The following is a 22,153-nucleotide window of genomic DNA, read 5'->3' on the forward strand; positions in this document are numbered from 1 at the left end:
TATTGGCAGTGGAAGAAGGAACAACAGAAATCCACTGAGCCGGCCATGCTGCACGTTGTGAATGCCTGAGTGACCTGTCCTTTCATTCGCCGAAGAGGGCAATTTACACATGATACTGGACTTGATCTACAAGGGGGTGGAGGGCATTTGGCCGCCATCTATCGAAGAAGAAGCATTCGGGGCCGTCGGGTGCGCAGGCCTTGATGCAGGTGGTAGAGCCTCGTGCGGTTTTGCTGAAGTTGATTCGGTCAGACGTTTGCGTTCAAGTTCAACCAGGAGCGACGAATTTTCCGCTATGCGCATAAGAGAAACAGTGGATTCTATGCCGATCCGGGCTAAAACGACCGAAATGATGAAGAAAGCGGGAGAAACAATCAACGAAAGGGGGAAAAGAAGAAAGAGCAGGACGAAGGAAAAAAGACCGATGACTACTACGGCCAAGCCATAAAAAATGCCCGAGACTTGAGGCGTGATGAAGCGGCGAAACGAAAAATCAAAGATGCAGCGCAATTGGTTTTTGACTCTATATCAAAATGATCGATGGTTTTATCAAGCGCTCGATGATCGAGCCTTGAAGGCGGAACAACGATGCCGTAAACTGTTTCGCGGGCGGTCAGAGTTTTCCGGGGATGGGGGGATGATGGTGACGATATCGTGAAAATCTTGACTTTCTTTTTGTAACCGAGACTAGGAGGGATGAAAATTGAGAATGCTTTTTGCTGTCATCGCCGTTCAGTTGGCGTTGGCTGTTGGTCTCTCCATCGGGGGGGTCAGAACGGCTCAGGCGGAAACTCGCTTCAGCGACGTCCCGCCCGGCGCCTGGTATGAACGCGCGGTCATGCAGGCTCGAACGCGCGGCATGGTCGACGGATTCCCGGACGGAACGTACCGCCCGGAAAAGGCGCTTACATACGCCGAGTACCTCAGCATGCTGGCAAAGCTCGTTTCGATCGAGCCGGAGAAGCCGGCTCCCGGCGACCACTGGGCGGCCGGAACGATTCGGGCCCTTCAGAACGCCGGCATCCTTGACGGGGCGACGTGGCGACCCGAGTGGATTCAGGCGCCGATCCCGCGGGAAAAAGCGCTCGTCTACGCGCTCCGGGCGCTCGGGATTCCGCCGCGCGATGCCTCTTTCGACTTCTTCGTCGACAGCGACCGGCTCTCCGATGTCGATCGCGGTTACGTCAACACGGCGTATCTCGAATCTCTCACCGACGGCATCGGGCGGGATGCGGCGACGGGGGAACGCCGCTTCGGCGCCGGAGAGATGCTCACCCGGGCTCAGGCGGCGGTCCTGTTGAATCAGCTGTTCGACTACCGCGCCGACGCCCAGGCGTACAGGCAAAAGAAAGCGGCAGAACGGGCAAAGGAAAAGATTCCCGGAAACGATCCGAACAAAACGGTCTGGAACGCCGCTCGGGCGGTCAAAATCGGCGGGAAAACCATAACGGCGCAGATCGTCTATGTCAACCCGAAAAGTCCCAGGGTGAAAATCAAAACCGCCCTCGGCGGCGGCGTGGTCGGCGGGACGGAAGATCTGGCGGCGCTGGCGCGGCGGCACGGGGCCGTCGCCGCCATCAACGGCACGTTTTTCAACGCCTACTCCGACAAACAGCCGCAGGGGAATCTCGAGATCAAGGGGAAGTTCGTGCATCTTTCCAACGTCGGCTCCACGGTCGGCTTCGGCAAAGACGGGACGGTCCGCTTTTCGACCCTGCGCACGTTCGTCGACGGCATGCTCCGGGACAGCTTCGAATGGCCCAACAACTGGTACGCGTGGGGCATCAACCACCTGCGGGACGAACCGGCGGCGATCACCCTCTTCACGCCGGAAAAAGGGACGAAGACCGGGAAAGCGACCGGTCATTCCGTCATCGTGCGCCGGGGGATCGTCCAGGCGATCGTCACGGGCGAAGCGGCGATCCCGCCGGACGGATTCGTCGTCCATATCGGGCCGGATCCGACCAACCGGGACATCCTGAGCCGCTTTGAAGTCGGCGTCAGCGCGGGTTACCGGCTCCGCCACGAAGACCCGGCGAAGCGGCCGATCGACTGGTCGATAATCGACGATGCCGTCGGCGCCGGCCCGCGGCTCGTGATGCACGGGAGGATCGTCGTCGACCCCCGCCGGGAAGGCTTCACCGATCCGAAGATCCTCACCCTGGGCGGCGCCCGAAGCGCAATCGGGACGACGAAAGAAGGCTACGTCATGCTCGTCACCGTGCCGGGCGCCACGATCCCCGAACTCGCCCAGGTGATGAAGGCGCTCGGCGCCGTGCAGGCGATGAACTTAGACGGTGGCGCATCGAGCGGGCTTTATTACCGGGGGCGATACCTCACGGCGCCGGGACGGGCGATCAGCAACGCGATTCTTGTGTTTGAGGATCGCTGATCGGAAGCCTTTGAATGATTCGATCGATGGGCCTGAACACGATGGCCTGAACACGAATCGAAGGTTGAAGGAGGGAATGCCATGCCGCGCGTTTTCGTCTACGGCACTTTGCGTCGCCATGAGCCAAACGCCTTCAGATTGAACGAAGCGGTCTGGCTGGCCCGGCAGGCGTGGGTGTCCGGAAGACTGTACGATACGGGTTACGGCTATCCGGCCCTTGTGCTGGACGTTCGCTCTGATCGTTCTTCGGCTTCTTCGCACACGGGGAGAGTGTACGGAGAGCTCGTGGAAGTCTCCGAGAACGCGCTGGCGGCGCTGGATGCGCTGGAAGGGTACGCCGAAGGAAGACGCGACAACCACTATGATCGCGTGTCCGTCTGCGTTCACACCGATACCGGCGAAACGGAAACGTTTGCCTATGTCTACCCGGTAGAGCGGGCAACCGGGCTCAAGCCGATCGCTTTCGGCGACTGGAAGGTTTACCGTCATCTGCCCGATCCGACCAAAGAGGCGTCGGCCGGATCGGCGACGGATCGTCAGGCCGACGGTTCCGATACCTGGCTGTACTTTGCCTACGGCTCGTGCATGGACGACCGGCGTTTCGAGACGGACGGCGTGCGGGAGCTGTTTCGGGATGTCGTCGGACGGGGGGTGTTACGAGGCCATACGCTGGCGTTTACCCGCCGTTCGCAAGCGGACGGCATGGGGCGGGCCGACATCGTGGAGACGGGGGCGCCCCACGACGTCGTGGAAGGGAAGGTCTACCGGATCGGTCGGGAGGCGCTTCGCTATTTGTACGACCGGGAAGGCGTGCAGAAAGGAGCGTACCGCCCGACGTTTGTCGATCTGGAAATCGGCGGCGAGACGGTGACGGACGTGGTCACGTTTACGGTCGTGGCGAAAGGCCCGGAGACACCCCCGCCTCCCCATTATGCGGAGGAAATGCTCCGCGGCGCCCGCGGGTTCGTCAGCGAAAAGTATTATGAGTTTTTGTTCAATAAATGCAGAATATAGCTCTTTTTCCATGGCCGTCGTCCGCGTCGGGTGAACGCTTTCTCTTCATTTGCGTTACCTGGCGTTTCTTAGCAATACCTGGCGTTTCTTAGCATTACCTGGCGTTTCTTGGCGTGACCGGGCATTACCTTGCGCGATCGGGCGTTCTTTTTGCGTTATCGATCGTTCCTTGGCTTTACCGGGGGTTCCCTCGCGTTACCGAGTGTTCCCGTTCCCGGTGCCGGGATGAACGAAGGGCAGGCGGGTTCGCAAGAGGCGATGGACGGACGAGGGGCTCCCTCACGAAGCGACCAATTCAGAACAAAGGTTCAGCCGATGCAGGCGGTCGAAGCGATCCTCCCGGGCAAGATGCCGTTCTGGCCGGCAATTGAAGGGGGTTCGTACCTTGCAGGAGATTCGGGCCGATGCCAAAAACCTTCGGGCGCTTCTTGGCGGGACCAAGTTCAGCGTGGACTACTATCAGCGCGAGTACGGCTGGCAATCCGAACACGTCACCGAGCTGATCAAAGATCTGGCCGAGGAATTCAAGGAAAGCCATCGCCCGGGAAACGATCGGAGCGCCGTCGAACATTACCACCGTTACTTTCTCGGTTCAATCATCATCAGCAACCGGGACGGGAAAAAATTTATCGTCGACGGTCAGCAACGCCTTACGACGCTCACGCTTCTTCTGATCTTCCTGTACCGGCATCTGAATGATGAGGAGCAGAAAGCGCAGCTCGCTGACCTTATCTTTTCCCGGCGATTCGGCCGGCGCTCCTTCAATCTCGATATCGAGGAACGTTACGCATGCATGGACGCCCTTTTTACCGGGAAACCGTTTGATGAAACCGGGCAGCCTGAGGCGGTCGTCAATATTTATCGACGGTATCAGGACGTGGCCGAATATTTTCCCGAAGAACTTCGAGGAGAGGCGCTCCCGTATTTTGCGGACTGGCTCATCGAGAACGTCTACCTGGTAGAGATCACCGTCTACAGCGATGCGGACGCTTATCGAATCTTTGAGACGATGAACGATCGCGGGCTACGCCTTACGCCCACGGATATGCTCAAAAGCTACCTCCTCGCGAATATCACCGATGAAAGAGAGCGGATCGAGGCAAGCCGCGTCTGGCGCGAACAGGTAAAAAAGCTTCAGGAGATCGGCAAGGGAGAAGAAAGCGACGGAATCAAGGCGTGGTTGCGCAGCCAGTACGCCGAAAGCATTCGCGACCGTAAAAACGGGACCAGGATCGGCGATTTTGAGCTGATCGGCTCACAATTTCACCGTTGGGTACGCGACAAGAAGGAAAGGATGGGCCTCACCAACGGCGCGGCCTTTGCGCGATTGGTCAAGGAAGATTTTTCCTTCTATTCCCGCTGATACGCATATATTCGCGGTGAAGCCGAAAAAAACAAAATCCCAGGGCTCGAAGCGATCTATTACAATGCTCAGCTCAATTTCACGCTCCAGCACCCGGTCCTGCTTGCTCCGCTTCGGGGGGACGATTCCGAAGAGGAGATCCGGGCCAAGCTGAACGCTGTTGCGACTTATCTGGACATCCTGCTGGCCCGCCGCATCTGGAACTGGCGTGCCATCGATTATTCGACCATGCAGGACAGCATGTTTCAGATCATGCGTGAGATCCGGGGTCAGGATCTTCCCGCCCTCATCGATCGGTTGCTGGAGTGGCTGAATGCAGATAAAGAAACGTTTTCCAGCAATCCTGCGTTTCGGCTGCATGGAATGAACGGCCGACAGGTTCATTATCTGTTGGCGCGGATGACGGATTATGTCGAGACGCAATCGGGGCGTCCTTCCCGTTTTCACGAATACATTCAGCGACAGGGGGCGCAGGGATACGAAATCGAGCACATCTGGGCCAATCAGTACGACCGGCACGCCGATGAGTTTTCCCACCCCTCTGATTTCGCGGAATACCGAAATCGCATCGGTGGTCTCCTCCTTCTCCCCAAAAGCTTCAACGCGAGTTACGGGGACCTCCCCTACGAAGAGAAGCGCAAACACTACCTGAAGCAAAATCTTCTGGCTCAGAGCCTTCACGAGGAGGCGTACGAACATGATCCCGGGTTCGTCCGGTTCGTCAAGGAGAGCGGACTCCCGTTTCGTCCTCATGCCGAATTCAAGAAAGCCGATCTTGTCGAACGCCAGGAGCTTTATCGCCTCTTGGCCGAAAAGGTCTGGAGTCCAGAACGGCTGCTTCAGATCGATCCTCTTCTTCAATAATAAGCGAGAGCGTTACGGGCGGGTAGCCCACCTGGCGACAGGAGCGCGGTGATCGGCGACATTCAGAAGAGGTACAATTTGCATCGATGTTTTCGGTAAGCGGAAACCAGAGTGCCACGTTTTGTCACCCTGTCCGTGATAGGATGACGATAAATAAATAAGTCGCTTCAGGGATCGGGCCTACGCCCAAACGTCTGCTGAGAAGCGCGTTCTCGAGCCCGGCGCGCATAAAAAGGGGGATAGACTATGCCCGAGTTTCGCTGCATTTCCATCGATCAGCCGTATGCCTATCTGATCGCCGTGGGAGCAAAGACGATCGAAGTGCGATCGTGGAAGACGCGCCATCGAGGACCGCTCGTCATTGCGGCGACGGCGCGCTCATGGTCCGCCGATACGGAAGAGGGAACGCGCCTTACCCTGCCGGGCGGGATTGCGGTCGGCATCGTCGATCTCGTCGATGTGCGGCCTTTTCTCCGGGAGGATGTGGAAGCGGCCTATATGCTGGAAGAAGATTATGAGGAAGGTTATTTTGCCTGGGTGCTTGAAAATGCGCGCCCGATCCGACCGTTTCCCATCCGTGGCCAGCAAGGGCTGTATCGATGCACATTTGATCCGGAGTACATTACGCCGGATGAGCTGGATGCCCTTCTTGTCAAGGAGACGCCGTCTTCCGGCAAATCGAGATCCCGGTAAAAGCAGTCCGCACTGAACTAGCATAATGTCCTCCTTACAAAGGAGATCGGCGGTTAGAACAGGATCACTAACGTCGCCCTCACCGTCAACCTGAGCTCTTTCCTTGTTTTGAACTGTTTTGAACCGTGACTCAGCGTATGCTTGCCCAGGCGCGACGACCCCGGCATGGGGACGTTTTTGAAGCGCTGATCCGCCCGATCGGATCGAATCCGGACCTCAACTCCTCCGATCCCGTTTCCGGGACCCTGCAGTCGCTTAAAAGGTATCGCGTGGAGCTTCTGCGATAAAGATGGGGCCAAGGGATTTATATTGAGGAATTGATATGTAAGAAGGCCTTTTGGAGGGACCCTGATGTCCATACAACGTTATTCCGTTACTCCTCATCCCATCGAAAATCTTTTAACCTGGGTGAAATCGGGGGAGATCGCCATCCCTGAAATTCAACGCCCCTTCGTCTGGGATGCTATTAAGGTGCGCAACTTCCTGGACTCCCTTTACCGGGGCTATCCGGTGGGATATCTAATAACCTGGCGCAATCCGACGGTGAAGCTTAAAGACGGCACCCTCTCCGCCGGCAAACGGATTCTCATCGATGGCCAGCAACGGATCACGGCGCTCATGGCTGCCCTTTTGGGTTACGAAGTGCTGAACGACGACTATGAATCCGTTCGCATCCGTATTGCTTTTCATCCGGTTGAGGAGCGCTTCGAGGTCAGCAACCCGGCGATCGCTAAGGATAAAGCCTGGATTGAAGATATTTCGGTTCTCTTTAAACCGGAGGGCGATCTCCTCGAACTCACCGATCATTACGTCGAGAACAACCCGGGCACGGATCGTAAAGCCATCGGTAAAGTGCTCCAGAGGCTCAGCAAGATCGTCTACAACCATGTCGGGGTGATTGAGCTGGCCGAAGATCTGGACATCGAGACGGTCACCGAGATCTTCATCCGCGTCAACTCCGCCGGCGGCCCCCTCTCCCAGGCGGACTTCGCCATGTCCAAGATCGCCGTCAACGAAAAATACGGCGGCCATTTGCTTCGCAAGGCCATCGACTACTTCTGCCACCTGGCGAAAGCTCCTGAAGTTGTCTCGACCATCGAAAAGAACGACCCGGAGTTTGCCGGGTCCGAGTTCTGGCCGGCGATGCGCTGGCTTGCAGAAGTCAACGATCCCCTTTACGTTCCCACATACACCGACATGCTGCGCGTGGCGTTTACGTTCGAATTTGGTCGCGGTCGACTGCAAGACTTGGTCGCGCTCCTTTCGGGACGCAATTTTGAGACCAAGCAGTACGAGGAATCGATTGCGGAGGAGTCCTTTGCCAAGCTCAAATCGGGTGTGCACGCATTCATCAAGAAAACCCACTTTGATCGTCTGACCATGATTCTGCGGTCGGCCGGCTTTGTCGCCGCTGACCTCATATCCTCTCAGAATGCCGTCAATGCTGCCTACATTCTGTATCTTCGGGGTCGACGGGAGGGGGTACCGGCAGATGAGCTGGAACGCCTCGTACGCCGCTGGTACGTGATGTCCATCCTCACCGGTCGCTATTCCGGTAACCTAGAGTCGACCTTCGACGTAGACATCCGCCAGATCGAGGCGCAGGGACTCGTTCGTTATGCGGAGACGGTCATCGAAAACGAGATTCCTCCGACGTTTTGGACGGGAATGCTGCCGCAGCTGATGAACACTTCCTCGGGGCAGTCCCCGTACTTTATCGCTTATCTGGCCGCCCAGGCCCGGCTGGGCGACAAAGGATTTCTATCCACCAACATCACGGTTCGCGATCTTTTGCTTAATCGCGGCGACAAGCATCACATTTTCCCGCGCAAGTATCTCCAAAAGCAAGGGCTGAGCCGCAGCCGCTATAACCAGATCGCCAACTTCGTGATGGCGCAAAGCGAGATCAACATCGCCATCGGCGATAAGCCGCCGGAGGTCTACTTTAGGGAAATCCTTGAGCAAGTGAATGGAGGACCCAAGCGGTACGGAGGCATCACCGATCCCGACACCCTGCGGCAAAATTTTGAAGAAAACTGTCTGCCGGTGAGTATGTTGAACGGTGAGGTACCGGACTTTGAAACATTCCTCACCGAACGACGCCGACTTATGGCCCTTCGCATCAAACGCTGGTTCGAGGTGCTGTGATGATCCGATGCGCCCTATGTAAAGTCTGCGAATATTTTGCCACAGTTTTCTAAGGCGTCTCCTTCTCAAAAACGAAAAACCCAATCTCATGGGGATGATCAAGGACGTAGACGTCATGGGGGAGTTTACGCACCTCCCAATCTACAGCCAAATCCCCTCCTGCCGCCCCCAGAAAGACTGCCCCAAACAGGCTTAAGCCCGGACTACCCAGGAAAAGCCCGAGCAGCAGGGGGAAAAGCCCCAGGCCTATCCCCGGAGCCAGTAAGGACAAGCGATACGCCCGGGCGCGGATCGGCTTTTTGAGGTGGGCGTAGGGGGTTAGGTATTTCCAAAGGACGCCGAACTGGATGTCCTTAGGGGAGGCTTTTCCAAAAAGCCAAAAGCCCAAACCGTGAATTCCCTCGTGAAGGACAACGCCGCCGAAATAAATGGCGATGGCCCAGAGAACGTCGACGGGACCGGCGACTAAGGCCCGTAAGGGTTCCGCTCCCCAGAGGATAAGAAAAAGGGCCGTCTCCATCACCAGCGCGCCGACGGTCAAAAGAAGACCGACCTTCTGGGCCCGTTCCACAGGAACAATAACCGGCCGACCCTGAGCGGTTGTCACCAAGACCCTCCTAATCCACTTTTTATGGATTTTGACCGAGATAGCCAAAGGCTTTTCGAGCGGGTTGCCGGTTCCACCGTCGCGTCACTTTCAACACCTGATTTCGCTTCCGTCGGCTTCGGGGCGCTTGCTCCCGGGCCTCCCTGATTCCCGTTTGCGGATTCTTTTCGTTCCCTTCGGCCACGGCTTGCGCCACTCGATCATATCGCTGGACGTTCCGGCAAGCTTGGAGGGGCAGAGTGCCACGTTTTGTCACCCTGGCTGTGATAAGATGACGAAAAGACAATAAGAGTTCCCCACTCCCGCGGGGGAAAAGATCTTCCCTCAGGAAAAGCTGAGCCTTCCTAGGGTCCATCCCCGGGTCCATCCCGAAACCGTCCCAAACGGGCGTGCCGGGGGAAACGCGGCGCATGTTCGCCGGCCCATTTCAAGCTTACATTATCGACGCTCTTGATGACGAGTCAAGAAGCGCGGCGGGGGTCTGAACCCCTTGACATTTCCAGATAATGAGCATTAGAATTAGGATGTCTCAGCTTTAATCCATCCCCATCGAAAACTGGTTGAAGACTCATCCTCACTTTCCTTCTGGCCCTGCTGGACCATGTCCACATATTTGTCCACAAAATATTTAAGAAAGAGGAGGGATGGAACGTGCCATCGGGAGGACCTTCGCCTGGAAATGCTTCCTCGCCCGATAATGAAGTGGATCGTGCCTGCATCTTTTGGGGGAAGCTCAAGCTCGACGCGAATGAGCCTCAAAAAGTTCGCTGCCTTCCTCTCGCGGCTCACAGTCTGGATGTGGCGTACGTGTTGAGGGCGCTTGCGGAACTCCCGGGATTTCGCCGCGCTCTGGAGCGGGCGGCAGGAAGAGCGCTCAGACCGACGGATCTCGATCGGCTGGCGGTGCTGGCAACGTTGCATGACATGGGAAAGGCCAACCTCGACTTTCAGCGTCAAATTGATCCGGGCTACAGACAGAAGGTCGGCCACATTCGGGCGATGGCTGCGATCCTCGATCCCGAAGTCGGTGAAGCGTCGCTCTTCAATCGGTGGCTTGAAGCTTTGCCGCCCGAATTTCAAGATTGGTTCTCGGACGACGAGACGGCGTTTAGTTACTTTTATGCGATCCTGTCCCATCACGGGCGACCGGTAAAGTTCGGCGGGAAGGACGAAGACCGCCGGCGATCCCTCCACGGATGGACCCCCGGTCCGGAAGGGGATCCCTTTGCCGCCATTCGGGAGCTCGTCGCGTGGGCCCGTGGGGTTTTCCCGCTGGCCTTCCAGGAGGATCCGGAGCGCCTTACGCTTCCGGATTCCCCGGCGTTCGTGCACCGGTTTGCCGGCCTCCTCATGCTGGCCGACTGGCTCGGTTCCCACGAACACTGGTTTCCCATCCGCCCGGTCACCTTTGAGGAAAGGCTGGCTCATGCTCGGGATGTCGTGCCGAGGCTGCTTAGGGGCGTGGGGCTCGATGTCCGCTCCCTTCGTCCGCATCTCGGCAGAATCCGCAGTTTTGAGGAGCGCTTTGGGTTTCCCCCCAATTCCGTGCAGGAACGCATCGAGCACCTCGATCCGGAAGATGACCGTACCAGGCTTCTGATCCTCGAATCCGAAACGGGCTCCGGCAAGACGGAGGCGGCGTTGAACTGGTTTTTCAAATTGTTTGCCGCCGGCAAAGTGGACGGGCTGTATTTTGCGCTTCCCACCCGCGTCGCCGCGCGAGAGCTCTACACCCGCGTTCATCGGGCGATGGAGCGCTGGTTCCCGGATCCTTTAGAGCGGCCGGTGACCGTCCTCGCCGTTCCGGGATATGCGCAGGTCGACGGTCTGCCGGTGTCGCAGGTGCTTCCCGCCGAAGGGGAGGGGAACCGCTGGCAGGAGGACGAAGGGCTCCGGCTGCATGAGCGCCGCTGGGCGGCAGAACGGCCGAAGCGCTTCCTGGCCGCGACGGTAGCGGTGGGGACCGTCGATCAGGCGCTCCTTTCGGTGGTCAAGGCGGCCCACGCGCATCTCCGTTCGGTGAGTTTGGACCGGAGCCTGCTGGTCGTCGACGAGGTCCACGCCTCCGATGCGTACATGACCCATTTGCTCGAGGCGCTCGTGCGCCATCACCACCGGATCGGGGGCTACGCGATGCTCATCTCGGCGACGCTCGGCGCCTCGGCGCGCCAGCGTTACCTTCGGGCGGCCGGGGGAGCGGGAGAAAACGTCGGGTGGGCGTCGGCCGTCGAGGCGCCGTATCCCCGCATCACGCTCGCCGATGGCTCGGGGCTTGCTGTCCCGTCCGGGCGGGAAAAACGGGTTCGCTTTACGCTCCTCCCCCTGGCCCAAAAACTCGAGGAAGTCGCGGCGGAAATCATCCGGCACCTCCGGTCCGGCGCCCGGGTCCTCGTCGTTTTGAACACCGTCTCACGGGCCGTATCCCTGCAAAAAATGATCGAAGCGCATCCGGATCTGAATCAGGAGTGGCTCTTTCGCTGCCGGGGCCATCAAGGTCGGGAAGTGGTGACGCTCCACCACGGCCGCTTTGCCCCCGAAGATCGCGTGATCCTCGACGCTTGTGTCTCCAGGCGCCTCGGACGCGGGAGCGAAGGCGGTCCGATTCTCCTCATCGGCACGCAGACGCTGGAACAGAGCCTCGACCTCGATGCCGACGTGCTCATTACGGACCTTGTCCCGGCCGACGTCCTCCTTCAACGCGTCGGCCGGCTGCACCGGCACAACCGGCAAGACCGTCCGGAACCGTACCGGCAACCGGCTTCTTGCTTCGTGCTTGTGCCCGAGGGCGACCTTTCGGCGGCGCTGGACGAGAAGGGCAATGTCCGGACGGCGTACAAGGCGCTCGGTTACGGCAGCGTCTACGAAGATCTGAGGATGCTCGAGCTCACCCGGCGCATGCTTGCCGGCCGCCCGGACGTCGTCATCCCGAGGGACAACCGGCTGCTCGTCGAGTCCGTGACCCATCCGGAACGGCTGGAGCTTCTGGCCGATGAGAGTCTTCCGTGGCGGCGGCACATGGAAGGGCGGGAAGGCGCAGATCTTTCCAAAGGGATTGCCGCCAATTACATCGTGGCCAGTTTTGACGAACATTTCGGGGAGGCGGAATTTAATGTAGACGGTGCAAAAGTCACCACGCGCCTCGGGGCGGATACGTTGCAAGTGCCGCTCAGCCGACCGGTGATCTCGCCGTTCGGCCAGACCCTCCGGGAAATCACCATTCCGGCCCACTGGGCTCCGGAGAATCCGCCGGATGAAGTGATCGTCGAGGCCGCTGAGGAAGGCGTGGAAGCGATCTTGCGCTTTGGAACGCATCTTTATCGTTACAGCCGTTACGGGTTGGAGGTGATCTCCGATGGAAAAGGGAACCGCCCAGAGCCTGAGGTTGTTTAATTTGCTGGAAGATCCGATCTTTCGCGTCCAGACCCGGGAAGGGAGAAGGCGCCTGAGCCTCCCCGGGGTCTTCGAAGCCCTCGGCCGAGATGAGATCGAGCACTTCCTTGGCCTCCAAAAGCATCAGGAAGACCCGTTCCACGTCTTCCTCTCTTACCTTGGAGCGGCCGTCCTGGCCCGGAACGGAGAGGAGGATCCGGTTCGCCCGGCGGATTACTGGCGGGACAAGCTCCGCGCGCTGGCGGGTCCCGCCGGGGACGATGCGTGGACGCTGGTGGTGGAAGAGATGTTGCAGCCGGCGTTTATGCAACCTCCGCTTCCCCATGCAGACCATGCCCGCCTCAAGCCGACCGCGTATACGCCGGACGAACTGGATCTCTTGCCGACGGCCAAAAATCACGATCTCAAAAAAGCGCGGGCCTCCTCCGCCGAAGTCGACGGATGGGTGTACGCCCTCATCAGCTTGCAGACGATGAGCGGATACTATGGCCGAGGAAATCGCGGAATATCCCGCATGAACAGCGGTTACGGTAACCGGCCGATCGCGGAAGTGGTGCGGAGTTTCCGGCCCGGGCGCCGGTGGCAGGACGCCGTGGAGCGCCTGCTCTTGCATCGCCGGGAAGTGCTCCGAAGACCGTTCGGTTATGACCCGCACCAGGGGCTGGTCCTCGTTTGGACAGAAGTATGGGACGGAAAGACAAGCCTTCCGCTCCGTCGACTCGACCCGTTCTACCTCGAGATCTGCCGGCGGATTCGGCTTCGCTCCGACGGGACGTCCATCGTGCAGGCGGACAGCCTCTCGGCGGACAACGACAGAATTGCCGCCAAAGATTTAAAGGGGGTGGTCGGTGACGCCTGGTTGCCGGTGGTGATGCCCAAAGACGCCAAGGACGAGCCGAAAGCTTACACCGTCCCGCCGGAAGGCATAAGCGTCGACACGTTGCGTCGACTCATTTTTGAAGAGGGGTTCGAGCTCGGAGCATTGCAGAAACCGCTCGACCGTTGGCAGGGAGACGTGTATTTCTCAATCTCTGTGCTCGTTCGGGGGGAGGGAAAGACGAACGGCTTTTACCATCAGATCGTCACCATTCCCGAACGCGCTCGTCCCCGACTGTGGAAGAGACAGGAACAACGCGAGACATTCGCAAAGTTGAGTAAACAAGCCGTCGAACGGGCGGGGGAGGTGGAACACCGGATCCTGAAGCCAGCGGTCTACGCTCTGCTCGGCACCCTGGAGCGCAGCGGGCGTGAAAACGTGACGTTTAAAACGTGGTGGGAACGGGCGGCCAGGGAGTATACGGCGGCCTGGGAGGACGCGTTTTTTCCCTGGCTGTGGTCCGTCCCGGAAGACGCGACGCGCGACGAGGCGCTTCAGGAATGGACCCGCAAGCTGTACTCCGTCGCCCTCGAGGTGCTGCGGGAGACGGAACGCCGCCTTCCGAGCAAAGAAGGAAGGAGGTACCAGACGGTTGCAGCGGCAGAACGCATCTTCCTCGGCGCTTTCTACAATCGCTTTTCCGAGCTCTTTCAACCGAGAAAAGAGGAGGTGCTCCCGTGAGCAGCACGCTTCAGAGGCACATCGAACGGCTGGCACGGCATATCGGGGATGATGCCTTTCCGACCGGAGATCGCGCCGCCCTTCGGCGGATGACGCCGACGCAACCGCCGCCGCTTGCCTTTTATCACCTTGCCATCCAGATCTTGCCCGAAGACTGGGACGCCGATCTCGAGCGGCGAAAGGATTGGCAGACTCTGGTTGCGGGAATGGCGCTTATGCATCCTCGCATTCATGAGCCCCGCCGCGGACTTGGGTACGCCCTTGGCGATGCCAAGTATTCCGACCTCCGGCTCGAGCGCCTGCTCGCCGCTCGGGGCGACGGCCGCCGGCTGCTGTTCCTCCGCGCCGTCCGCTTCCTCGCTGCGAAGGGACAGGCGTTCGACTGGACGGAAGCAGCCCGGTTCCTGCTTACGCGAGACGCCGAACGGCGAGAGGACATCCACCGCCAGGTGGCCAAAGATTATTATCGAGCCGTCAATGAATCTCAAAGGGAAAAAGCAACAAATCTTTGATATAAACCAAAGGAGGAATGTAAAATGTTTCTTCAGGTTCACTACCTCACGAGCTATCATGCCAGCCTGCTCAACCGGGATGATACGGGGCTGGCGAAGCGAATTCGGTTTGGCGGCGCGGAGCGGCTGCGCATTTCGAGTCAGGCCCAGAAAAAGCACTGGCGCGACTGGATGATGCAGGTCACTTCTTTGCCGTCCGCCATTCGTTCCCGCCATTTCTTTTCCCGCGTGATCAAACACGAACTCGTCCGGGAAGGCATGGATGATACGCTGGCGCATGAACTGGCCTATCACCTGGCTCAAGAAGTGTTGCGGGCCTCTGGGGAAAAAGACGCGCTGGACAGCAAAACGACTCTGGCGATGAAGCAGCCCGTCTTGTTCGGACGGCCGGAGGCCGAGTACTTTAAAAAGCTGATCCGCGAAGCCGCGGCTCAAGGGAGTGAGGAAGATGCAAAAAAATATTTGACGGAAGCCATCAAAGAGAGCAAGAGCAACATCCAGTCCATGCTCCGTCAGGCCGGTTTGGGCAATCCGGCGGTCGGGTTCGAAGGCGCGCTCTTTGGGCGCTTTGTCACCTCGGATATTCTGGCACGGGTTGACGCACCGGTTCATGTCGCCCATGCCTTTACCACCCATGAGCTCCGGACCGAGATCGACTTCTTTACGGTTGTCGACGATCTCGCCGCCGATGAGGAAACGGGCGCGGCCCACGCGGGGGACATGGAGCTCGGGGCCGGGATCTTCTACGGGTACGTCGCCGTCGACGTGCCGCTCCTCGTGTCGAACCTGGGCGGCCGCGATCGGAAGGAATGGAGGGAAGATCCGGACGGACAGGCGATGGCCCGGGAGCTTTTGGGGCTTCTTATTCAGGCGATCGCGACGGTCACGCCCGGCGCCAAGCTGGGAGCGACCGCGCCGTATGCCCGGGCAGAGTTTGTGTTGCTGGAAGCCGGAGAGGCGCTCCCCCGGAGTCTGGCCAATGCCTTTCTGGAGCCGGTGCCTTTGGACGGGAACGCGAACGGACTTGCCCGTTCCGTCGACCGGCTGTCGGAGTACCTGACGAAGCTAGAGGGGATGTACGGCGATTCGGGCGAGACGCGGTACGTCGCCTCGCTTCATCCCTGGCCGCGGCAACGGGAGCAAAAAAGCGACCTCTCCACCGCCATCGAAGGCACGCTCAGAGCGATCTTCGAAGCCGGCGAAGGGGCAGGCGAAGGAGCATGAAGGCGGTTGTTCTTCGTCTGGACGGTCCGATGCTCGCTTTCGGCACGACCGCCGTCGATCATCACGGGTTTACAGATTATTTTCCGGGGACGGCGCTTTTGACGGGGCTTCTCGGGAATGCGTTAGGCTGGGACCACCGGGATTTTGATCGGCTTCAACGATTGCAAGAGCGCCTCCGGTACGCCGCCCGGTGGGACGTTCGTCCTGTGCGGCTGGTCGACTATCAAACGGTCGACCTTGGTCAGCCCAAAATGGTCGAACCGGGCTGGACGACGCGCGGAAGGCCGGAACACCGAAGCGGCGGTACCGCCAAGAAAGAAATCCATCAACGATTTCGTCATTACTGGACGGATGGTCTGATGACGGTCGTGCTGACGCTGCTCAACGAGGAAGAAGATCCGGGCCTGAATGGGATTTTGGAAGCTCTTCGGCGCCCGTCCCGTCCCCTTTTCATCGGCCGGAAAACATGCCTACCGTCCCGCCCGCTTCTCGACCCGTCCACTCCGCTCGTCGAGGGAGACGATCTGCTCGAACTGCTCCGGCGGATCCCGCGTTGGATCCGCCGGGGGCGGGCGGAGTCTCGCAGGGAAGCGGAAGATCTTCTGCCGGCCTGCTGGCCGGATGAGTTAGGGACTCCTTCGGGGGTGCGCGGCGAATTGAGGCGCGTCTTTGATCTCAGGGATTGGGCCAATCAGCTTCCCGCCGGGAGCCGATGGCGAATGGAAGGTTTGATCGAGGTGAAAGATTCGATCGAGGTGAACTAAGATGGGCGTGCATCTGGTGGAGATCACGCTGGATGTCGGGGCGTTGATGCGGTTTTTAAAGGACGCACGCATGGAGCCGCGCCGGGATGATGAAGATCTCGGTTACGGAATCCACACGTGGCTGGTATCGGCGTTCGGCCCGCTTTCGCCGAAGCCGTGGCGGCTCTTTATGGCCCGCCGGCGTCCCGCCAAGATCCTGGGATACGCGCCACATGACGCGGAGGCTTTGCGAGAACAGCTCAACGTATATGCTACGCCCGGGGCGTATCAAGTTCTCCCGCATTCGGAAAGCAGCATCCTGAGCAAGCCGATGCCCGAATTTACCCGAGGGCGGCTGCTGGCTTTCGAGGTGCTGACGGTTCCCATCGCGCGAAAGTCGTCGGGCGGTGAAGCGGGGGATAAGACAATTGAAAAAGATCTTTTTCTTCATCACGTTGAGCAGAACGGCGGAAAAGCCGAAGCGTCAAGAGCAGAGCTTTATGGGAGGTGGGTCAAAAAGTTGTTGGAAGAAAGGGAGGCGACGGTCGTTCACGCCGCCCGCCTGGAGGGATTCCGGCTTGTTCGGCAGGCCCGGTATACCCACGGGAAGGAGCGAAAGCGCCGCCAGATCGTTCGACCCCAGGCGCTCATCCGCGGAGAACTGACGGTGAACGATCCCGAAGCATTTTCCGCCTTGCTGGCGCATGGCATCGGAAGGCATCGAGCCTTCGGATACGGGATGCTCCTGTTGAGGCCGGTGCGATGAGCAAGGGCTCGTTTTTGTCAGGGCGTCTCGGTCTGGCCGGGGCAAGGATTCCGCACGCGGATCGCCACGGGCTGCTGTGGCTGTCGCGCGGAAAGCTTTACGTCGAAAATGGGACCCTGCTCTTTTTGGCGGCAGGAAGCGATGAGATCGATCCGGGTCTGTACCAGATTCCGTACCAGATGGTCTCGATGATCCTTGCGGGCCCCGGCACGACCATCACCCACGATGTGCTGAGGATTCTGGCGCGACACGGGACGCTGCTCGCGGCCGTCGGCGAAGGTGGGGTGAAGCTCTATACGGCGCCCCCAATGGGGCAAGGGCGCTCCGATGTGGCCCGCGCACACGCCCGGCTCTGGGCTGATGAGAAAGAGCGGAATCGGATCGCGCGAAAAATGTACGCCTGGCGGTTCGGGGAAGTCTTTCCGAATCGGGATATCAGCGTCTTGAGAGGGATGGAAGGCGGCAGGTTGCGAGAGGCGTATCGCTTGATCGCTCAGCGATACGGCGTCGAGTGGAAAGGGCGGCGCTATGATCGGGAAAACCCCGAAGCGGCCGATATTCCCAACCAGGCGATCAACCATGCGGCCACGTTCGTAGAAGCGGCCGCCGACATTGCCGTCGCCGCCGTCGGGGCCCTGCCGCCGCTCGGATTCATCCACGAGGATTCGAGCAATGCGTTTACGCTGGACATCGCCGACCTCTGGCGAGTCGAGGTGACGTTGCCACTTGCTTTTTCGGTGGCTGCCCGCGTCCTCAAGAACAGAGAGCTTTCTCTGGAGCGAGAGATCCGTTATGAGGCGGCGCGCGTGTTTCGTAAAAAGAAGTTGATTCCCAGTATGATCGATCAGATTAAGGAGCTCATCCATGTCGGCGACGATTCTCGTGACGCGTAACGTCTCGGACCGGATTCGAGGGTTTCTGGCATCCTCCATGCTTGAGCTTGCCCCTGGCGTGTATGCCGCCGTTCGTTTTTCACCGGCTGTTCGCGAGCGGGTATGGGAAGTTCTCGAAGAATGGTTTGTAAGAGAGGTCGAGGCGAGTATCGTGATGGTATGGCGCGATCCCGCTCAGCCGGGCGAAATGGCCGTCAGGGTCCTCGGGCTTCCACCGATCGATGTTGTCCAACAAGATGGCATGCTGCTTGCCAGACGCCCCGGAATGTGGGAAGATGAAATAGGGAAGGAAAAGGGCTAAACAAGTCTTTTTGCTCAAGGCCTTTCTAACTCAAGGCCCCTGCGGACAGTAACCGCTGGGTTTGTGTTAAGAGTATATGTTCGTGGTTTCAAAAGTCCTATCTTAATCACAAGAAATAGGTATGTCAAGAGTTTCCCCCGCGCACGCGGGGATGGACCCTGGAGATCAGCCGGGACAGACATCTCCCGGCGGTTTCCCCCGCGCACGCGGGGATGGACCTTCTGCGCTCCAGTTCCGCCTCGACGAAACCGCGTTTCCCCCGCGCACGCGGGGATGGACCTGTAAAGCAGCGTTGGAGCCAACCGCCGACGGAGTTTCCCCCGCGCACGCGGGGATGGACCGTGCCTTGTTCAGCACGTAGATCAGCTTGTCGCGTTTCCCCCGCGCACGCGGGGATGGACCTTCGTCGGGGGTGATGCCGAGCCGCTGGAAGAGGTTTCCCCCGCGCACGCGGGGATGGACCCTTTAGCCTCACTAACTTCTCCACTTACAACGAGTTTCCCCCGCGCACGCGGGGATGGACCTTTGTTCGGAGTCAAAGCGGCTGTGTCGCTAAGGTTTCCCCCGCGCACGCGGGGATGGACCGGAATCGCCGCCGGAGGGAGTGCCTTCTGAAGAGTTTCCCCCGCGCACGCGGGGATGGACCCCCGCTTAATCCGGCCAATTCGGATCAGCGGGAGTTTCCCCCGCGCACGCGGGGATGGACCCTGGCGAGCTGCTGCTATACGGCGAGATCGCTGGTTTCCCCCGCGCACGCGGGGATGGACCCCCGCTTAATCCGGCCAATTCGGATCAGCGGGAGTTTCCCCCGCGCACGCGGGGATGGACCCCGGATCACTGGGCGGTACGTCGACATCTTGGAGTTTCCCCCGCGCACGCGGGGATGGACCTGGTTGAAAAAGACGATAGTGGAAGCAGTTGGAGTTTCCCCCGCGCATGCGGGGATGGACCGTCCTGACCATAGCCCTGCAGTGGCTGTTCGACAACCCGATGAAGGCTATGTTGCTGGACCCTGAGAACATGGCCCTGGCGCTGGGACTTGTGAAAGGAGTTGGGTCGCGGTGAGCGTGACGTGGCGCCTGATCAAGTCCGGCCGCGAGGTCGGCCGCATCGAGCTGGGCGACGACGGCCAGGTCCGGGCCCGCTGGCCGGACGACATGCCGCGCGACAGGCAGCGGTTCATCGAGGAAGGCCGCGAGGCGGTCTGGAACCTGGGCTACTCGGATCACCCTCGGCCCGAGATGTCCGCCTGGCCGATCTACTGGCATGAGGTCTTGACCCTGCTGACGTCTTCCGGCTGGTGGGATCAGGTCGAAACGGACTACAAGCCGCCGGACTTCCCGATCTACGACGAGCAAGATAATCCGATCTACTACTGACGAGGCGTGCCGAGGCGGTTTCCCCCGCGCATGCGGGGATGCACCGTGGATACCCCACGGGGCGCAGCCGATCCCGGCGTTTCCCCCGCGCATGCGGGGATGCACCGTGGATACCCCACGGGGCGCAGCCGATCCCGGCGTTTCCCCCGCGCATGCGGGGATGCACCTTAACAGTACTGGCATGGACGACGGCTGCCATGGTTTCCCCCGCGCATGCGGGGATGCACCGCACGCCATTCTCGGCTTCTCGCACCTGCCTGAGTTTCCCCCGCTCATGCGGGGATGGACCCGAAAAGGCAAGGCTGGTGACCACCTATGTCGATGAATGAAATTGGCGAGCTTGATGTCGTGAGGTTAAAAGATGGGCGGGAGGGAACGGTTGTTGAAGTGTACAATGTTCCCAACTGCCCGCTGGCATATGAGGTTGAATTTGACGATGGCAGATTGGAGACTGTACAGCTCTCACAGATTGACAAAGTGATTTGGAAAAGACGAAGCCTGTGAGATGGAACAACGATAGAAATTAACAAGAAGTTCTAACGCACGGAGGCGTGACGCAGTACTGTGACACCTGCTTCATCTTCAGGTTCAAAGAGAGATTTGGGATTAGCTTCGTGTCGCTAGCAAAGGAGGTTTTTTTACCGTTGATAGACAAAGATCGAAATGAGAGTTTACCGGATAAAATTGTCGCTCGGATCAACTTAAATATGATTCCTCAATTCATCCCACGCATTGAAGGCGAACCTTTGCCCAATCAGTTCCTTGCGCTTATTCTTGACATTGAAACGACAGGTTTAAATCCTAAGACGGATGAAATAATTGAATTTGCCGGCCTTCTTGTTGTTGTAGATGGAGAGAAAGGGACGATTGAAGGTTACTTAGATGCATATGCCGGTTTGCAAGAGCCTTCTCGACAAATACCTAAAAATATTTCGCAAATCAACGGCTTGAAAAAAGCAGATCTCATTGGATTAAAATTTGACTCAGAAAGAATAAGGAGATTAATCGATCGGGCTGATGTAGTGATATCGCACAATGTAAGCTTTGATAAAAAGTTTATAAGTAAAATACATAAAGTCGATAATATTAAAATCATTTGGTTGGATACGTTGATCATTGATTGGCATCGTATTTGTGGGGCACAAAATCACAGATTGGATACACTCAGATCCATTTTTGGTATTGATAACTTAATACCACATTCTGCGCTTGGAGACGTTCTTTCTCTTGTATTAATCTTAAGAAATGTTATTAACGACATTCCTGTTTCAAAGCACATATTCACTGAACGTCTATTTAATATGCTGAGGAAAAGAAAATTTAATTATAAATTATAAATGAGGTTCCGTTCGCCAAAAACGTCGTACGGTGCTCCGTAGCGTGTCGGCACGCTACGGTTTAGGGTAGCGATGGGGGAGCATATAATCAATCGTTTTACCGGCCCCCCGGCGAAAGCCTCGGAATTCATTCCGGGGATGAAGCCGGTCGTGCGTACTTGTAAGGAAGGAGCTGATTGCAAATCGTCACCCTCCGCCTCCGGCTCCATCGCCCGACGCAGGCGAAGATCCGGCGGTATCGGGAACTCGTGGAACGCACGACGGCCTTCGCCAACAATCTCGTCGCCGCCGGGAGGCCAAAGGGACTCACCAGCCGGACGGCGCGGGCGTACTTCGCCGGCGACCTTCCGTCGGCCGTGATCAACCAGGCGCTTCGGGACGTGGCGGCGCATCGGGACGTTCAGAAGTTCCGGGTCCTCTGGCCGTCGTTCAACAACCAGAACCTGCGCTTGGAAAAAGCCGGAGACTTCTGGACTGCCTCGTTTCCGACGCAAGCCGGCCGGGTGCGGGTGCCGCTCGCGGTAACCCGTAAGCAGGCCGCCCTCCTTGAACGCCTCGGCCGGGACGTGAGGCAGGGCGCGGCGAAGCTGTACGAAAAGCGCGGGCGGTGGTTCCTCGCCCTTTCGGTCACGCTGCCCGTCGAGGAGAAGAAGCCCCTTCCCGCGGACAAAATCGCCGGGATCGACATGGGGCTTCGCTACTTGGCCGTGGTCAATTGCGAAGGTGAGACACTGTTTTTCCACGGCAACCAAGCAGCCTACATCCGACGACGCTATCACGCTCTCCGCAAGCGGATGGGGAAAGCCAAAGCGCTCAACGCCATCCGCCAGATGAAAGATAAGGAAGCCCGCTGGATGAAAGACCAGGACCACAAGATCAGCCGGGCCATCGTGGACTGGTGCCTCGCCCGTGGCGTGAGCACCATCCGGATGGAAAAGCTGGAAGGCATTCGCCGGCGGAAAACCCGGA

Annotated in this window: 20 protein-coding genes and 1 CRISPR repeat array; of the genes, 18 read left to right on the top strand and 2 right to left on the bottom strand. The window is 58.8% G+C overall.

Annotated elements, in window-relative coordinates:
* Positions 1-126: 126 nt before the first annotated feature.
* Positions 127-510, bottom strand: a complete 384-nt coding sequence (locus SA87_RS12670; protein WP_082718438.1) for a DUF4282 domain-containing protein — start codon at positions 508-510, stop codon at positions 127-129.
* A 199-nt stretch (positions 511-709) separates the two neighbouring features.
* Between SA87_RS12670 and SA87_RS06815 the strand changes: the two genes are divergently transcribed.
* From SA87_RS06815 to SA87_RS06835, 6 genes are all read left to right on the top strand, one after another.
* Complete coding sequence (locus SA87_RS06815; protein ID WP_082718439.1) at positions 710-2,392, top strand: phosphodiester glycosidase family protein; 1,683 nt, start codon at positions 710-712, stop codon at positions 2,390-2,392.
* 81 nt (positions 2,393-2,473) lie between these two features.
* Positions 2,474-3,406: a gamma-glutamylcyclotransferase family protein gene (locus SA87_RS06820; protein ID WP_066201136.1), complete on the top strand. Its 933-nt coding sequence runs from the start codon at positions 2,474-2,476 to the stop codon at positions 3,404-3,406.
* A gap of 385 nt (positions 3,407-3,791) precedes the next feature.
* Positions 3,792-4,769: a DUF262 domain-containing protein gene (locus tag SA87_RS13740; protein WP_211258095.1), complete on the top strand. Its 978-nt coding sequence runs from the start codon at positions 3,792-3,794 to the stop codon at positions 4,767-4,769.
* 240 nt (positions 4,770-5,009) lie between these two features.
* A complete protein-coding gene (locus tag SA87_RS13745) occupies positions 5,010-5,633 on the top strand; it encodes an HNH endonuclease family protein (protein ID WP_211258096.1) in 624 nt (207 codons plus the stop codon).
* A 246-nt stretch (positions 5,634-5,879) separates the two neighbouring features.
* Positions 5,880-6,326, top strand: coding sequence for an ASCH domain-containing protein (locus SA87_RS06830; RefSeq protein ID WP_066201138.1), 447 nt, complete (start codon positions 5,880-5,882; stop codon positions 6,324-6,326).
* 351 nt (positions 6,327-6,677) lie between these two features.
* Positions 6,678-8,474 (top strand): GmrSD restriction endonuclease domain-containing protein, encoded by a 1,797-nt coding sequence (locus tag SA87_RS06835; protein WP_066201140.1) that lies wholly within the window; start codon positions 6,678-6,680, stop codon positions 8,472-8,474.
* A gap of 49 nt (positions 8,475-8,523) precedes the next feature.
* Here the strand turns inward: SA87_RS06835 and SA87_RS06840 are convergent, their stop codons facing one another.
* A complete protein-coding gene (locus SA87_RS06840; RefSeq protein ID WP_245637674.1) occupies positions 8,524-8,994 on the bottom strand; it encodes a DUF3267 domain-containing protein in 471 nt (156 codons plus the stop codon).
* 789 nt (positions 8,995-9,783) lie between these two features.
* Here SA87_RS06840 and SA87_RS06845 point away from each other — a divergent pair.
* The 12 genes from SA87_RS06845 to SA87_RS06890 form a co-directional block, all read left to right on the top strand.
* On the top strand, positions 9,784-12,471 hold the full coding sequence (locus tag SA87_RS06845) for a CRISPR-associated helicase/endonuclease Cas3 (RefSeq protein ID WP_066201146.1): 2,688 nt from the start codon (positions 9,784-9,786) through the stop codon (positions 12,469-12,471).
* Entirely contained in the window at positions 12,434-14,029 is a 1,596-nt protein-coding gene (gene casA, locus SA87_RS06850) for a type I-E CRISPR-associated protein Cse1/CasA (protein WP_066201149.1), read from the top strand. Before SA87_RS06845 ends, casA begins: the two co-directional genes overlap by 38 nt.
* Positions 14,026-14,541, top strand: coding sequence for a type I-E CRISPR-associated protein Cse2/CasB (casB, locus tag SA87_RS14385; RefSeq protein WP_066201156.1), 516 nt, complete (start codon positions 14,026-14,028; stop codon positions 14,539-14,541). The genes casA and casB overlap by 4 nt, the downstream gene beginning before the upstream one ends.
* Positions 14,542-14,565: 24 nt before the next feature.
* Positions 14,566-15,765, top strand: a complete 1,200-nt coding sequence (gene cas7e, locus SA87_RS06860; protein ID WP_066201158.1) for a type I-E CRISPR-associated protein Cas7/Cse4/CasC — start codon at positions 14,566-14,568, stop codon at positions 15,763-15,765.
* Positions 15,762-16,529 carry a type I-E CRISPR-associated protein Cas5/CasD gene (cas5e, locus tag SA87_RS06865; RefSeq protein WP_066201160.1) on the top strand — a complete coding sequence of 256 codons (768 nt, stop codon included), beginning with the start codon at positions 15,762-15,764 and terminating at the stop codon, positions 16,527-16,529. The genes cas7e and cas5e overlap by 4 nt, the downstream gene beginning before the upstream one ends.
* Before the next feature lies 1 nt (position 16,530).
* Positions 16,531-17,274: a type I-E CRISPR-associated protein Cas6/Cse3/CasE gene (gene cas6e / locus SA87_RS06870; RefSeq protein WP_066201163.1), complete on the top strand. Its 744-nt coding sequence runs from the start codon at positions 16,531-16,533 to the stop codon at positions 17,272-17,274.
* Complete coding sequence (cas1e, locus tag SA87_RS06875) at positions 17,271-18,167, top strand: type I-E CRISPR-associated endonuclease Cas1e (protein ID WP_066201165.1); 897 nt, start codon at positions 17,271-17,273, stop codon at positions 18,165-18,167. The genes cas6e and cas1e overlap by 4 nt, the downstream gene beginning before the upstream one ends.
* Positions 18,139-18,468, top strand: a complete 330-nt coding sequence (cas2e, locus tag SA87_RS06880; RefSeq protein ID WP_066201167.1) for a type I-E CRISPR-associated endoribonuclease Cas2e — start codon at positions 18,139-18,141, stop codon at positions 18,466-18,468. Before cas1e ends, cas2e begins: the two co-directional genes overlap by 29 nt.
* Positions 18,469-18,598: 130 nt before the next feature.
* Positions 18,599-19,420: direct repeats of the CRISPR family, unit length 28 nt; unit sequence GTTTCCCCCGCGCACGCGGGGATGGACC.
* A 109-nt stretch (positions 19,421-19,529) separates the two neighbouring features.
* Positions 19,530-19,847, top strand: a complete 318-nt coding sequence (locus SA87_RS06885) for a hypothetical protein (RefSeq protein ID WP_066201170.1) — start codon at positions 19,530-19,532, stop codon at positions 19,845-19,847.
* A gap of 321 nt (positions 19,848-20,168) precedes the next feature.
* Positions 20,169-20,351, top strand: coding sequence for a DUF4926 domain-containing protein (locus tag SA87_RS14390; protein ID WP_082718443.1), 183 nt, complete (start codon positions 20,169-20,171; stop codon positions 20,349-20,351).
* A 140-nt stretch (positions 20,352-20,491) separates the two neighbouring features.
* Positions 20,492-21,184, top strand: coding sequence for a 3'-5' exonuclease (locus tag SA87_RS12680; protein ID WP_156423623.1), 693 nt, complete (start codon positions 20,492-20,494; stop codon positions 21,182-21,184).
* A 176-nt stretch (positions 21,185-21,360) separates the two neighbouring features.
* Positions 21,361-22,153 (top strand): transposase (locus SA87_RS06890; protein WP_066201173.1); only part of this gene is annotated, 793 nt, incomplete at its 3' end.

The organism is Hydrogenibacillus schlegelii (assembly GCF_001653195.1).
GTDB lineage: Bacteria > Bacillota > Bacilli > Thermicanales > DSM-22653 > Hydrogenibacillus > Hydrogenibacillus schlegelii.

Excerpts from the sequence above, each read along its gene's own strand:
- SA87_RS06815 (WP_082718439.1), top strand. The coding sequence starts at position 710 with ATGCTTTTTGCTGTCATCGCCGTTCAGTTGGCGTTGGCTGTTGGTCTC.
- SA87_RS06820 (WP_066201136.1), top strand. The coding sequence starts at position 2,474 with ATGCCGCGCGTTTTCGTCTACGGCACTTTGCGTCGCCATGAGCCAAAC.
- SA87_RS13745 (WP_211258096.1), top strand. The coding sequence starts at position 5,010 with ATGTTTCAGATCATGCGTGAGATCCGGGGTCAGGATCTTCCCGCCCTC.
- SA87_RS06830 (WP_066201138.1), top strand. The coding sequence starts at position 5,880 with ATGCCCGAGTTTCGCTGCATTTCCATCGATCAGCCGTATGCCTATCTG.
- SA87_RS06835 (WP_066201140.1), top strand. The coding sequence starts at position 6,678 with ATGTCCATACAACGTTATTCCGTTACTCCTCATCCCATCGAAAATCTT.
- SA87_RS06840 (WP_245637674.1), bottom strand. The coding sequence starts at position 8,994 with ATGGAGACGGCCCTTTTTCTTATCCTCTGGGGAGCGGAACCCTTACGG.
- casA (WP_066201149.1), top strand. The coding sequence starts at position 12,434 with ATGGAAAAGGGAACCGCCCAGAGCCTGAGGTTGTTTAATTTGCTGGAA.
- cas7e (WP_066201158.1), top strand. The coding sequence starts at position 14,566 with ATGTTTCTTCAGGTTCACTACCTCACGAGCTATCATGCCAGCCTGCTC.
- cas5e (WP_066201160.1), top strand. The coding sequence starts at position 15,762 with ATGAAGGCGGTTGTTCTTCGTCTGGACGGTCCGATGCTCGCTTTCGGC.
- cas6e (WP_066201163.1), top strand. The coding sequence starts at position 16,531 with ATGGGCGTGCATCTGGTGGAGATCACGCTGGATGTCGGGGCGTTGATG.
- cas1e (WP_066201165.1), top strand. The coding sequence starts at position 17,271 with ATGAGCAAGGGCTCGTTTTTGTCAGGGCGTCTCGGTCTGGCCGGGGCA.
- cas2e (WP_066201167.1), top strand. The coding sequence starts at position 18,139 with ATGTCGGCGACGATTCTCGTGACGCGTAACGTCTCGGACCGGATTCGA.
- SA87_RS14390 (WP_082718443.1), top strand. The coding sequence starts at position 20,169 with ATGAATGAAATTGGCGAGCTTGATGTCGTGAGGTTAAAAGATGGGCGG.